A 12,668-nucleotide genomic window follows, 5' to 3' on the forward strand; every position below is an offset into this window, starting at 1 on the left:
AGGGCAGCACGGTCGGAGCTGCTGTTGGTGGCGTTGGCCGATTGCACCGCCAGTTCGCGCATGCGCTGCAGGTTGTCGCCAACGCTGGCCATCGCGCCTTCCGCCGTCTGCGCCAGCGACACGCCATCGTTGGCGTTGCGCGCTGCAACGGTCAAGCCACGGATCTGGGAAGTCATGCGCTCAGAGATGGCCAAGCCCGCGGCGTCATCCTTGGCACTGTTGATGCGCAGGCCCGAAGACAAGCGCTGCATGGACGTGGCCAGCGAGTTTTGCGAAGTGCTCAGATTGCGCTGCGCATTGAGCGACTGGACATTGGTATTGATAATGGATGCCATGGTGCTAGCTCCTTGTGTAAATCCGAACGTGCGGCATTGCTACCGCGATCAAAATGCCAGCGCATGCCGGCAGCCCAACCCGTGACAGCCCAAGCCTTGCTTGCCGCTGCTGTGAGGTACAGGGCTTGAATTCCCTGTTGAATGTGTTATCGGACCCCTATGCAACAAACTTTAGGGGCGACGTAACTTTTTGTTCGTTTTGGGATTTGCAGGCTAGGTGCGTGCGAAGTCGGGATAGAAATGCTATTATTTAAATAGCTATAAATCATTTACCCATATGCGGTAGAGCCTAAAAATATTGAAAATTTTCAGACTCTGCGCCACCCTGCCACTGCCAATATCAGTGCCTCTACCACCGCACAGCGGCCCGATCTGGCTGGGCTAGGCAGCGCAGTTCCGTGAAACAAAGCACGGGAGCTCTGCCAGAATCGCCCCACCATGATCGTTATCGTCGGTTACATCATCACCTTCGGCTGTGTGTTCGGCGTCTTCGTCGCGCACGGCGGCAACATCCATGTGCTGCTCGAAGCCTTGCCCTTTGAAATGATCACGATTGGTGGGGCCGCGTTTGGTTCGTTCATCGTCACCAATCAGCCCAAACTGCTCAAGGCCACCGTCTCCAGCATGCCCGGGTTGTTCAAGGGATCGAAATACACCAAGGCGCGTTACATGGAGCTGATGGCCATGCTCTACGAGATCCTGCAAAAAGCCCGCAAGGACGGGCTGATGGCCATCGAGAAGGACGTCGAGGCGCCGCAGGAATCCGAGATTTTCAAGAAATACCCCGTCGTGGGCGCGGATCACCATGTCATCGAATTCCTGACCGACTATCTGCGCATGATGGTTTCGGGCAATCTCAATTCGCACGAAATCGAATCGCTGATGGACAGCGAAATCGACACGCACCACGAAGAGGCGCGTGCACCAGCGGCCGCCCTTGCACGCCTCGCGGGCGCGTTGCCGGCCTTCGGTATCGTGGCCGCCGTGCTCGGTGTGGTGAACACCATGGGTTCGGTGGGCCAGCCGCCTTCCGTGCTGGGCGGCATGATTGCATCTGCCTTGGTGGGTACTTTTCTGGGTATTTTGCTGGCCTATGGCGCCGTCGAACCACTGGCCGGCCTGATGGAGCAGCAGGTGGACGAGGCTGCCAAGGAACTGCAGTGCATCAAAGCCACGCTGCTTGCAAGCATGCAGGGATACAACCCAGCCACAGCCATTGAGTTTGGTCGCAAGGTGCTGTTCGCGACCGCGCGGCCTACGTTCCTGGAGCTTGAAGCCCATGTGAAGGGCAGGAAGTAAGCGCTGGCCATGGCGGAAAAAAAGCTCCAACCCATCATCGTCAAGCGCGCGAAGAAGGCGCACCACGCGGTGCATGGCGGCGCCTGGAAGATCGCCTACGCCGATTTCGTGACCGCCATGATGGCATTTTTCTTGCTGATGTGGCTGCTGGGTTCGACCGCCAAGGGTGAACTCGAAGGCATTGCCAGCTATTTCCATGCGCCCTTGAAGGTTGCCATGAGTGGCGGCACTGGCGCGGGCAACAGCTCCAGCATCATTCCAGGCGGCGGCAACGATCTGAGCAAGGTATATGGCCAAGTGCGGCGTAGCGATGCAAAAAAAAGCACCAACAAAAACATCACGGCTGAAGAAATGCGCGCTCAGCAAGCGGAGCGCGATATACAGCGCATCAAAACGCTGCGGGACCGGATGGACAGCATCATTGCGGGAAACCCGCGCCTCAACGAGTTCCGCTCGCAAATCCACATCGACGTGACGCCCGATGGCTTGCAGATCCAAATCGTCGATGACCAGAACCGCCCGATGTTTGACAGTGGCAGCGCACTGGTCAAGCCCTACATGCGCGACATCCTGCGCGAAATCGGCGCAGCGCTCGGCGGTGTCGAGAATCGGGTGAGCCTTGCCGGCCATACCGACGCAACCCCTTATGGCAACGGAGAGCGTGGCTACAGCAATTGGGAATTGTCTGCGGACCGCGCCAATGCCTCTCGCCGGGAACTGGTGGCGGCAGGCATGCCAGACGACAAACTGGCACGGGTAGTGGGGCTCGCGGCAAGCGACCCGCTCGATCCCGAGCACCCGCGCGCCGCTGCCAACCGGCGCATCAGCATCACGGTACTGACGCGCGAGGCCGAAGAACGCCTGCTGGGCGGTGCACACACGTCGCCTGCGGCACAATCGGCAGAATTACAAACAGATACCCCGGTGGCCAAAGTCACAGCAGCCAGCACAGCGAGCCCACAAGCTCCCACGGCGTCTGCCCCCGCTTTGCGCCCTTAAGGCAGAGTTTTTTGCATTTTTCGACCGAAAGGGTCCCACGTGGCCAATGCCCTTCGCTTCCTGATCGTTGACGACTTTTCCACGATGCGGCGCATCGTTCGCAACCTCCTCAAGGAGAGCGGTTTCACCGACGCCGACGAGGCGGAAGACGGCGTCGCCGCCTTGCACAAGCTGCGCAATTCCAAATTCGACTTCGTGGTTACCGATATCAACATGCCCAACATGAATGGGTTCCAGTTGCTCGGGGAGATCAAGGCGGACGAAAAACTCAAGCACCTGCCGGTGCTGATGGTCACTGCGGAGGCGCGCAAGGAAGACATCGTCGCGGCGGCCCAAGGCGGTGCGGCAGGCTACATCGTCAAGCCCTTCACCAAGGCCACACTCGAAGAGAAAGTCACCTTGATCATCAAGAAAGCCGGGCTATAGACCGCCATGGAAATGAGCACCGCCTCCGATACCCTCGCGTCCACCGAGCCCGACCTGCACCAAAAAATCGGTCTGCTGACGCGTCAGTTGCATGACTCCCTCAATGAGCTTGGTTATGCCGACCAGTTGCGCAGCACCGTGGGCGAGCTGCCGGATGCACAAAGCCGCCTCTCGTACATTGCCCGGCTGACAGGTGAAGCTGCGGAAAAGGTCTTGACGCGGGTGGAGCAGGCCAAGGTGCAGCACGACCACCTGGCCACCGAGGCAAAGCGCATGCGTGAGGTGCTGGTGCGTGACCCAGTCGCGGCGGTGGCCACCGGCGCCATCATGAATTTTCTGGAAGACGTCTCGCAGATCGCCCAGGCAGCGGATGAGCACCTCACAGAAATCATGATGGCGCAGGATTTCCACGACCTCACCGGGCAGGTGATTGCGCGCGTGGTGGCGCTGGCCGCCACCATCGAGGCGCAACTGGTTCAACTCGTCATCCAGACAGCACCTCCCCATGTGGTCGTTCCCACGGTGGAAGCCAAGACACCCCATCTCTCAGGCCCGGTCGTCAACCCCGAAGCGACGTCCGACGTCGTCACCGACCAGTCTCAAGTGGATGATCTTCTGGCCAGTCTAGGGTTTTAGCCCCCCACTTGCGTTCTGAATAAAGGGCGGGTCCCGCCCGCTTATCGTGCTTTAGATTTCGGCGCTGCTCACGACAATGGCCTGACACCACCCGTCATGCCATCATGGAATCGAGCCAGGACCGCAATCTCCCCGCCACCGAGCGCAAGCTGCAAAAAGCCCGCACCGACGGGCAAGCAGCACGTTCGCGCGATCTCTCGCACCTGGCCATTCTGGGCGCAGGCGCGATGGCGCTGCTGATGTTTACCCCGCGCCTGATTGACCATTTGCGCCTGGACATGGTGCGCCAATTGGCCTTTGACGCGGCCACCATGAAGTCACCCGGATCCATGATCGCGCGCCTGCAGTCCATGACCGGGACGGGGCTCATCGCCAGCATGGTCTTTGCCGCGCTCACCGGAAGCGCAGCATTGCTCAGCGCCATCGGCGCCGGTGGATGGGTTTGGAGCATCAAGCCGATAGCGCCCGATTTCAGTCGACTGAACCCACTCAAGGGCGCGGCGAATCTTTTTTCCAAGCAGCAGATGGCCAACGTGGCCAAGATGGTGCTGATGACCGGCATCCTGGCCGCGGTGGGTTGGAACTACCTCGGCCACAGCATTGACGAAATGGCGATGCTGGTGCTTCAGCCCTCGCCCTCGGCGCTCTCCCATATAGCCGACTGGTTGATCGCGGGTACAAGTTTGCTGCTCCTGGTGGTTTTCTTGGCGGCACTGATCGATGTGCCGTTGCAGAGTGTTTTCTTCCGCCAGCGGCTCAAGATGTCGCACCAGGAAGTCAAGCAGGAACACAAGGAGTCCGACGGCAACCCCGAGATCAAGGGCCGCATGCGCCAGCGCCAGCGCGAGATCGCCGACCGCGCCAGCGTATCTGCCGTTCCCAAGGCCGATTTTGTGGTGATGAACCCTACCCACTATGCCGTGGCACTCAAGTACGACGACAGCATGAGCGCACCACAGGTCATTGCCAAGGGCACCGACCTGGTCGCCATGCGCATCCGCGATCTTGCCAAAGCCAACGAGGTACCTGTGCTGCAGTCGCCCATGCTGGCGCGTGCGCTCTACGCCAATGCCGATCTGGACCAGCCGATTCCCGCTGCGCTCTACACGGCCGTGGCCCAGGTGCTGGCCTATGTGTACCGCCTGAAGGCGGCATTGCGCGGCGAAGGCCAAATGCCCGGCGAGGTGCCTGAGCCCTACATCGATCCAGAGCTCGATCCTCTGGGCCTTAAAACACGACAAGGTGCGCCTGCATGACCACCACCATCCAGTCAGCCCGGCAATGGGCGGGCAGCCGCCTCGCTGGCGCAACGGGGCTATCTGCGCCGCTTTTGGTGGTTGCCATCCTGGCCCTGATGGTGCTGCCGATTCCACCATGGCTGCTGGACACTTTTTTCACCCTCAACATCGCGGTCGCCCTGATGGTGATGATGGTCGCCGCCTACATGCTGCGGCCACTGGACTTTGCCGCTTTTCCCTCGGTACTGCTGCTAACCACATTGATGCGCCTGTCGCTCAACGTCGCCTCCACGCGCGTAGTGCTGCTCGAAGGCCATACCGGCCCCGGCGCGGCCGGCGCGGTGATTGAAGCCTTTGGCCATTTCCTGATTGGCGGGAATTTCGCCGTGGGCCTGATTGTTTTCGCCATCCTGGTGGTCATCAACTTCATCGTGATCACCAAGGGTGCCGAACGCATTGCTGAAGTATCGGCGCGCTTCACGCTCGACGCCATGCCCGGCAAACAGATGGCGGTCGATGCCGATCTGAATGCCGGTCTGATCGACGAGACGGAAGCCAAGCGCCGGCGCGCCGAGGTGGCAGAAGAAGCCAACTTCTTCGGCTCCATGGACGGCGCCTCCAAGTTCGTGCGCGGCGATGCCATGGCCGGCATCCTCATCCTCTTGATCAACATCGTGGGGGGCTTTTCCATCGGAATGCTGCAGCATGGCCTGTCCGCCGGCAAGGCGGCGGACACCTACATCCTGATGGCGGTCGGCGATGCGCTGGTGGCACAGATTCCAGGCCTGTTGATCTCGGTCGCAGCCGCCATGGTGATCTCACGCGTCGGCAAAGACTCCGACATGGGCCATCAGATCGTGCACCAGCTGTTCATGTCACCCAAGGTATTGGGCATTACCGCAAGCATTCTGATTCTGCTCGGGCTGATTCCCGGTATGCCTCACGCAGTGTTCCTGACGATTGGCGCCGCATTGGGCTATCTCTCCTGGGTTCTGTTGGAACGCGCCAAGGTGCCGCCACCCGTTGAAGCCCCGGCCGCACCAACGGGAGACGGTGAAGCGACCTGGGACGACCTGCAGCCCATCGATTTACTGGGCCTTGAACTCGGCTACCGCCTGATTGCCCTGGTGGACAAGACGCGTCAGGGCGATCTGCTCACCCGCATCAAGGGCGTGCGACGCAAGTTCGCACAGGAGGTGGGTTTTCTGCCACCACCTGTGCACGTCCGTGACAACCTCGAACTCAAGCCCAGCGCGTACCGCATCACCCTGCGCGGCGTGGTGGTGGGCGAAGGCGAGGCCTTTCCCGGCATGCACCTGGCCATCAACCCGGGTGGCATTTCAACACCGCTCATCGGTACGCCGACCACCGACCCCGCCTTTGGGCTACCGGCGCACTGGATCGACAACCAGCAGAAGGAAGCGGCGCAAATGGCCGGTTTTACCGTCGTTGATTCGGAAACCGTCATGGCAACCCATTTGTCACACTTGATGCAAGTGCAGGCAGCCAAGCTTTTGAGCCGCACCGAAACCCAGCAACTGGTCGAGCATGTCGCCAAGCTGGCCCCCAAGCTCATCGAAGAAGTGGTTCCCAAAATGGTGTCGATCGCGACGTTCCAGAAAGTGCTGCAGCTGCTGCTGGAAGAGTCCGTGCACATTCGGGATATCCGCACCATCGTCGAGACACTGGCCGAGCATGCCGGCGCCACGACCGACCCCGTCGAACTGGCCAAGCGCGTGCGTGTGGCCCTGTCACCGGCCATCGTGCAGCAAATCTACGGCCCAACACGTGAGCTCAACGTCATCGCCATCGAACCCGGTCTCGAGCGCCTGCTCGTGCAGGCATTGGGCAACGCCAATGGTCCGGCGCTGGACCCCGGCGTGGCCGACATCCTGACGCACAAAGCAGCCGAAGTCGCGCTGCGCCAGGAGGAAATGGGCCTCCCCGCCTGCCTGCTGGTGCCGGACGCGATTCGCGGCGCGATCTCGCGCTTGGTACGCCGCGTGGCGCCGCGCCTACAAGTGCTGGCGCACAGCGAAATCCCTGAAACACACACTATTCGAATTGGCCCCATCCTCAAAGGAGCAACGGCATGAACATCAAACGCTTCCACGCGCCCACGGCCCGCGAGGCGCTCGCCAAGGCCCGCATGGCTTTTGGCGATGGCACGCTGATTCTCTCCAACCGCCCCACCCCGAATGGGGTGGAAGTGGTGGCCACTGCGGAAGAATCTCTCAGCGCTCTGGATGAGCCCACACAGGTGGCCACGCCACCACGCAGCGCGGGTCGGCTGGAAGCCGCAACCATGGAGGAACGCCCCGCACGCAACCCCGTTCACCAGGACACGGAGCAACTGGCGATGAGCACCCTGTCGTTCCAGGACTATGTGCGCGAGCGCATGCTGCGCCGCCGCCACGACGCCCTGGGCGAATCCGATCTTTCCGATGCAGGCCGGCAGGCCCAGCCTAGTGAACCAACGCCTGCTCCACGGCCGGCCTCTGCACCCGTGCAGCGCCACAACCCCCTGAAATCTGCACCAAATGCTGCGGCATCGCGCGTGCGCCGTGAGCCTGCGGCGGCCGCACCCGCCACGTCACTTGCAGGCCAGAAAAACCTGATGCATGAATTGCAGGCCATGAAGGACCTGATTGAAGACCGCTTCAACACCCTGTCCTGGTTGGGTCAGGCCAGGCAAAACCCGATTCAGTCGAACCTCATGCTCAAGCTGATCCGCGGCGGCTACTCCCCCGCGCTCGCCCGCACCATCCTCGAGCGCCTGCCGGACGATCTCGATGCTGCCGAATCAGTGCGCTGGCTGATGGAAGTTCTGGAGCGCAACCTCAAGACGGATGCCGCGATGCTCCCTTTGTACGAGCAAGGCGGCACGTATGCCCTGGTCGGGTCAACCGGCGTGGGCAAAACCACCACCACCGCCAAGCTCGCTGCGCTGTGCGCTCGCATCCACGGCCCCGCCAGCGTGGGCTTGATCACGCTCGATACCTACCGGGTCGGAGCGCATGAGCAGTTGCGCAGCTACGGCCGCATGCTGGGTATCGTCGCGCATCTGGCACACGACCAAGCCGCTTTGCAAGATTTGCTCGGCCTGCTCAGCAGCAAAAAAATGGTGTTGATCGATACCACCGGCGTCGCCCCGCGCGATCCACGCCGCCGCGACATGCTGGACGTACTCGATCTGCCCGAAGTCAACCGCCTGCTGGTGCTCAATGCCGGCAGCCATGGCGACACGCTGGAAGACACCCTGGTGGCATTCAAGACCTCCGGAACTCAGCAAGCCATTCTGACCAAGGTGGACGAAGCCGTGAAACTTGGGCCCGCGGTGGATGCGCTGATCCGCCACCAATTGCTGCTGCGCGGCGTGACCAACGGCCAGCGGGTTCCGGAAGACTGGGAAACAGCGGACGCCCACGCGTTGGTGGCAACGTCCATGCGCTCTCCAGCGCGTTCAGCCTTCGACCCCAAGGCCAGTGAACTCAATTTCTTCTTCTCGCACAGTCCCGAGCAGCCACGGGAACGAGGTCTCGTCGATGCTTGAATTCGGCCTGCACCAAGGTACCAGCTTGTACGGCCGGACGCCTCAAGACGCCTTGCGGCTGATTTCAGTGGCCGCTGCGCCAGGAGGCCGCTCGCTTGAGGTGCTGTGGACCATTTGCACCCACCTGCAGGGGCAGGGGTATTCCACCGTCGTACTCGATGGCACGGCAAATGAATCCGCAGACGCGCCAGGGCTGATCGATCTGCTCGAACACAACCTCTGGATAGAAGCGCCTCAGGGCGAATCCACCCGGAACGAACAATTGCTGGCGGTACTTCCCGCCGCGCGCGGGCTCCCCACCCTGGCGCCTTTTGAACGCACCAGCACAGCGCCACTGCGCGGCTTGCAGCCGCTGCTGCGCCACTACGCGGTGGTGGTTCTGTATGCGCCCATACCCGTGTTGGCGTCTTGCCTCACCGCCAAAAACCTTGCATCACCCTTGCTGCTGCTCGAAGAAGGTGACAAAGCGGTCATGAAGACATATGTGGACCTTAAATGGCTCGCGCTGCATGCTGGTCTGGCGGGCACGGTGGTGCGATTGGCGCACGGCCAGCGACAACGCGCTGCTGCACACCAGCAGCTGCGCGTATTGTGCGAATGTGCAGACACGCACCTGGGTCGCATTCCCCGCACGCTCGCCCTGGATCCGGACCGCCCTGCAGATTTGCAGCGCCTGACCCTCGAACTTCTGGAGAATGCCGAAACCCTCGCCCCTGCGGGGATGTACGCTACGCTACCATCTAGCCGTGACACCTTCTGCGCCGCGCACTTTGCAACGAGCCACTGACGTGACCTACACCGCAAAAGGACAGCTCGATCGCGATGCCTTGATTCGCCAGCACGTACCTCTGGTACGGCGCTTGGCGCACCACATGATCGCCAAGCTGCCTGCCAATGTGGAAATTGACGACCTGATCCAGGTCGGGATGATCGGTTTGTCCGAAGCCTTGATGCGGTTCGAAGCCACGCAAGGTGTGCAATTCGAAACTTTTGCCACACAACGTATACGCGGCGCCATGCTGGACGAACTGCGCGAGACCGACTGGATGTCCCGCAGTTCGCGCAAAAGCCAGAAGGACATTGAAAAGGCGGTCCAGCGGCTGGAGCAAAAACTGGGCCGAAGCCCTCTTGAATCTGAAATTGCGGCCGACCTTGACATGTCTCTGGCCGACTACCAAAGCCTGCTGGGAAAGGTTCGTGGAACCCAGCTGGTGTACCTGGAAGACATGACCCGGGGCGACGGCGATGACGGCGAAGGTTTCTTGGAGCGCCACGAAACCGCCGATGCCCAGGTAGATCCCATGGCCATGCTGCGCGACCAGCGGCTACGCAGCGCCCTGGTGGCGGCCATAGAGGCGCTCCCGGAACGTGAGCAGTACATCATGGGCATGTACTACGAGCAGGACATGAATCTCAAGGAGATTGCGGCGGTTCTGGGCGTAACGGAGTCGCGCGTATGCCAATTGCACAGCCAATCCATCGCGCGCCTACGCGCCAGGATGCGCAGCCACTGACCATGAAAAAGGCGCCAATAGCGCCTTATAGAAGCGGTTTAGTTCAACTGGCCGACCTATAAAGACGCGCAAGCCCAGGCCCCTGAACGGTTGTGCGAGGCCCGTAGGTGGATGCGGGCACCTGTTCTGGCAAAACCGTTGCCACTTGGCGGTCTACCATGACGGCAGTCCTCGCCAAGGCATCGCGCTGACTTGCCAAACGAGCGGCCACAGTACGCACCCGCGCCACGATGGCTGGTGCCCACGTAGATGCTGGATGAATTTCCAAAACCTGAGAAAACCGCAGCGCTGCATCACGCAAAAGCACGCTTGACCGTTGCAGCTCTTCCGGCTTGGCAGCCTTTAAGGCCGCGCCCACTTTGGCCAGCAAGGCTTCAACTTCTGCGAGTGAGGCATCGACTTGGCTAGGGCTGCTCATGAAAATAGCCGGTGAGATCTCTTAACTTGACGAGCCAACAGTGGCAGGCGGCCCACTAGCCGCGCGAGTGGCCGATGATTTCCTCGGCATTCGCAAGCATCTTGTCGGCAATGGCGCCTGCGTTCACCTTGAAGGTGCCGCTTTCAATGGCGCTGCGCACCGCCTTGACGCGACTGGCATCAAAATCTGAGGACGTGCGGCTGTTTTGCTCAATTTCGCGTGCATTGCGCGAGAGCGTGACAGGCACACCGGAGGCAGCGACCTTCGCGCCTTCCTGTGCAGCGGACGCGGCTGTCTTGGCCTGCTTGGAGGCATTCGACTGCGCTACTGCACTTGTGAGTTCCGGTGTTTGACCTATTTTCATTGCCCTCTCCATGCTCCCTGAATACCGGGGGCCGGTAGGAATGTTTTCGACGTCTTTGGGTGAGACTTTAGGTCTAAGTGTACGAATCGCACTAAAGGTTCACCGCGATTGTCCCATCATCATTCACAACTCCACTTATCACCTTGCCATTATCCATTCTGACGCGGACAGTCTGCCCACTGCTCCCGGCGCTCAGCGCTTGCCCGCCAGTGCTAACCACATAGCCTGACCCCTGCGCCAACACACGCACCTGGGCGCCCGTCTGAAACAGGTTGGGTAGGCGAACCATTGCCTGGCGCAGCGCCTGGCCGGCCTGCAAGGGCCGTGTCGCCACCTGCCCCACCCACAACGCTGGATCGGCCAGAACCGAGGTTCGGTCGGCAGCCCAGTCCACTTCTGCCTGCACCGCATCCGCTTGCGTCAGTGTGGCCCCCGAGGACACATTGCCGGTCAGTACCCAGGCGGGGCCAAAGGCCTTCACCGTGACGGGCAGGAACACGTTCCAGTGCGTGGCGCCTTCCACGCAGCGCAACCCCAATCGAGAGCGACCCCAGAGCCTGGAGCCAGCCGGCAAGTAAGGCTCTATGCGAGCACACGGCGCCAGGCGAAGGCGGGGATCGAGCTCCCCCACCTCGACCTCCATGCGCAATGGCAGCTCGGCTGCGGCACCGGCCTGCAGGCTGTTGTCAATCCAGTTCTGGGTAATTTTCGAGAGTTCGGCGGCGTCCTGCGCCCACACAGCCGGCACCATCAGCGCGGCCAGCAGAGCGGCCACCCCGCCACGCAGAAAGGGCAGGCGTAGCCGCAAGGTCAAAAACGGGTTGTGCATACGGTTCTCCTTCGAAGCACGCCTGCCCTTTTGCAGGCCATTTCACCCCTCGCACTATAGGCAGGCGGAACCAAAACGAAGCGCCGAACTGCACAGCCAAAGTGCCGCACTTTCCACTTTAGAAATTCACCTGCGTTCCCATAATCGACCCACGCCGCTGGCCTTGTGCCGGACGCTTATGCAAACCAGGTGTGAGGCACGCAATGCTTGACAAGATGACCAACCAGCTCGACTTCCAAGGCCATGCGCTTCTGCTGCGTGCCGAGCGCCAGCGTCTTCTCGCCAGCAATATTGCCAACGTCGACACCCCTGGCTATGTGGCGCGCGACATGAAGTTTGCCGAAGCGCTTACCGCTGCGACGGGCGGCAGCAGCACCATGCCCGTCAGCCAGGAAAGCCGCGCGGGCAGCTACGGTACGACGGACGCAGGACATATTCCGCTGTCGGGGTTTTCCGAACACAGCACTGTGGGCTACGCAGTGCAAACACAGCCCTCGCTCGACAACAACAGTGTAGACATGGACCATCAGCGCGCTACGTTCATGGACAACGCCGTGCGCTACGAGGCCACGCTGCGCTTCATCAACGCCCAGGCCAAGACCATGCTCAGCGCCATTCAGGGCCAGTAAGCCGCCACGAGGTTCACCATGTCGATGTTCTCCATTTTTGACATCTCGTCCAGCGCCGTCAGCGCACAGGCGCAGCGCCTCAACGTGGTGGCGAGCAACCTGGCCAACGTTGATGCCGTAGCCGGTCCAGACGGCAAGACCTACAAGGCACGCCAGGTGGTTTTCCAAACCACCCCCATGGGCGACGACAGTGCTGCCGGGGTCAAGGTCAGTGCCATTCAGGAGAGTGACGTCCCAGGCCGCAAGGTGCACGACCCGAGCAATCCACTCGCCGATGCCGACGGCTACGTCACGCATTCCAACGTCAACCCGATAGAGGAAATGGTCAACATGATTTCCGCCTCGCGGTCCTACCAGAACAACGTCGAGGTCATGAACACGGCCAAGACTTTATTGCTCAAGACCCTGCAAATGGGCCAATAAACCGG

Annotated in this window: 14 protein-coding genes; 11 read left to right on the plus strand and 3 right to left on the minus strand. The window is 61.1% G+C overall.

What is annotated here, in order from left to right; genetic code table 11:
* On the minus strand, positions 1-335 hold a 335-nt coding region (locus AC07ZH_RS16930), incomplete at its 3' end, for a flagellin N-terminal helical domain-containing protein (protein WP_495200653.1).
* Between the two features lie 438 nt (positions 336-773).
* Between AC07ZH_RS16930 and motA the strand changes: the two genes are divergently transcribed.
* From motA to AC07ZH_RS16975, 9 genes are all read left to right on the plus strand, one after another.
* The gene (motA, locus tag AC07ZH_RS16935) at positions 774-1,634 is read left to right on the plus strand and encodes a flagellar motor stator protein MotA (protein WP_119110260.1); all 861 of its coding nucleotides are present in this window, start codon (positions 774-776) and stop codon (positions 1,632-1,634) included.
* Between the two features lie 9 nt (positions 1,635-1,643).
* Positions 1,644-2,633, plus strand: a complete 990-nt coding sequence (gene motB / locus AC07ZH_RS16940; RefSeq protein ID WP_495200654.1) for a flagellar motor protein MotB — start codon at positions 1,644-1,646, stop codon at positions 2,631-2,633.
* Between the two features lie 39 nt (positions 2,634-2,672).
* The gene (cheY, locus tag AC07ZH_RS16945) at positions 2,673-3,059 is read left to right on the plus strand and encodes a chemotaxis response regulator CheY (protein WP_119110258.1); all 387 of its coding nucleotides are present in this window, start codon (positions 2,673-2,675) and stop codon (positions 3,057-3,059) included.
* Between the two features lie 12 nt (positions 3,060-3,071).
* Positions 3,072-3,695, plus strand: coding sequence for a protein phosphatase CheZ (locus AC07ZH_RS16950; protein ID WP_495200674.1), 624 nt, complete (start codon positions 3,072-3,074; stop codon positions 3,693-3,695).
* A gap of 104 nt (positions 3,696-3,799) precedes the next feature.
* Entirely contained in the window at positions 3,800-4,951 is a 1,152-nt protein-coding gene (locus tag AC07ZH_RS16955) for an EscU/YscU/HrcU family type III secretion system export apparatus switch protein (RefSeq protein ID WP_119110257.1), read from the plus strand.
* Positions 4,948-7,029 (plus strand): flagellar biosynthesis protein FlhA, encoded by a 2,082-nt coding sequence (gene flhA / locus AC07ZH_RS16960; protein ID WP_119110256.1) that lies wholly within the window; start codon positions 4,948-4,950, stop codon positions 7,027-7,029. Before AC07ZH_RS16955 ends, flhA begins: the two co-directional genes overlap by 4 nt.
* The gene (flhF, locus tag AC07ZH_RS16965) at positions 7,026-8,486 is read left to right on the plus strand and encodes a flagellar biosynthesis GTPase FlhF (RefSeq protein WP_495200655.1); all 1,461 of its coding nucleotides are present in this window, start codon (positions 7,026-7,028) and stop codon (positions 8,484-8,486) included. The genes flhA and flhF overlap by 4 nt, the downstream gene beginning before the upstream one ends.
* Positions 8,479-9,273, plus strand: a complete 795-nt coding sequence (locus AC07ZH_RS16970; protein ID WP_495200656.1) for a hypothetical protein — start codon at positions 8,479-8,481, stop codon at positions 9,271-9,273. Before flhF ends, AC07ZH_RS16970 begins: the two co-directional genes overlap by 8 nt.
* Position 9,274: 1 nt before the next feature.
* Complete coding sequence (locus AC07ZH_RS16975; RefSeq protein WP_245960646.1) at positions 9,275-10,000, plus strand: RNA polymerase sigma factor FliA; 726 nt, start codon at positions 9,275-9,277, stop codon at positions 9,998-10,000.
* A 473-nt stretch (positions 10,001-10,473) separates the two neighbouring features.
* Here the strand turns inward: AC07ZH_RS16975 and flgM are convergent, their stop codons facing one another.
* Both flgM and flgA read right to left on the minus strand, forming a co-directional pair.
* On the minus strand, positions 10,474-10,782 hold the full coding sequence (gene flgM, locus AC07ZH_RS16980; protein ID WP_495200657.1) for a flagellar biosynthesis anti-sigma factor FlgM: 309 nt from the start codon (positions 10,780-10,782) through the stop codon (positions 10,474-10,476).
* 91 nt (positions 10,783-10,873) lie between these two features.
* Positions 10,874-11,611 carry a flagellar basal body P-ring formation chaperone FlgA gene (flgA, locus tag AC07ZH_RS16985; protein ID WP_495200658.1) on the minus strand — a complete coding sequence of 246 codons (738 nt, stop codon included), beginning with the start codon at positions 11,609-11,611 and terminating at the stop codon, positions 10,874-10,876.
* Positions 11,612-11,814: 203 nt separating this feature from the next.
* Between flgA and flgB the strand changes: the two genes are divergently transcribed.
* Together flgB and flgC are read left to right on the plus strand one after the other, a co-directional pair.
* Positions 11,815-12,240, plus strand: coding sequence for a flagellar basal body rod protein FlgB (gene flgB / locus AC07ZH_RS16990; protein WP_119110250.1), 426 nt, complete (start codon positions 11,815-11,817; stop codon positions 12,238-12,240).
* Positions 12,241-12,258: 18 nt separating this feature from the next.
* The gene (gene flgC, locus AC07ZH_RS16995) at positions 12,259-12,663 is read left to right on the plus strand and encodes a flagellar basal body rod protein FlgC (protein ID WP_495200659.1); all 405 of its coding nucleotides are present in this window, start codon (positions 12,259-12,261) and stop codon (positions 12,661-12,663) included.
* The last annotated feature ends 5 nt before the right edge of the window (positions 12,664-12,668 follow it).

This window comes from Simplicispira sp. GW247-4R2A (assembly GCF_059424465.1).

Coding starts and splice junctions, on each gene's coding strand:
- motA (WP_119110260.1), top strand. CDS start 774: ATGATCGTTATCGTCGGTTACATCATCACCTTCGGCTGTGTGTTCGGC.
- motB (WP_495200654.1), top strand. CDS start 1,644: ATGGCGGAAAAAAAGCTCCAACCCATCATCGTCAAGCGCGCGAAGAAG.
- AC07ZH_RS16950 (WP_495200674.1), top strand. CDS start 3,072: ATGAGCACCGCCTCCGATACCCTCGCGTCCACCGAGCCCGACCTGCAC.
- AC07ZH_RS16955 (WP_119110257.1), top strand. CDS start 3,800: ATGGAATCGAGCCAGGACCGCAATCTCCCCGCCACCGAGCGCAAGCTG.
- flhA (WP_119110256.1), top strand. CDS start 4,948: ATGACCACCACCATCCAGTCAGCCCGGCAATGGGCGGGCAGCCGCCTC.
- flhF (WP_495200655.1), top strand. CDS start 7,026: ATGAACATCAAACGCTTCCACGCGCCCACGGCCCGCGAGGCGCTCGCC.
- AC07ZH_RS16970 (WP_495200656.1), top strand. CDS start 8,479: ATGCTTGAATTCGGCCTGCACCAAGGTACCAGCTTGTACGGCCGGACG.
- flgM (WP_495200657.1), bottom strand. CDS start 10,782: ATGAAAATAGGTCAAACACCGGAACTCACAAGTGCAGTAGCGCAGTCG.
- flgA (WP_495200658.1), bottom strand. CDS start 11,611: ATGCACAACCCGTTTTTGACCTTGCGGCTACGCCTGCCCTTTCTGCGT.
- flgB (WP_119110250.1), top strand. CDS start 11,815: ATGCTTGACAAGATGACCAACCAGCTCGACTTCCAAGGCCATGCGCTT.
- flgC (WP_495200659.1), top strand. CDS start 12,259: ATGTCGATGTTCTCCATTTTTGACATCTCGTCCAGCGCCGTCAGCGCA.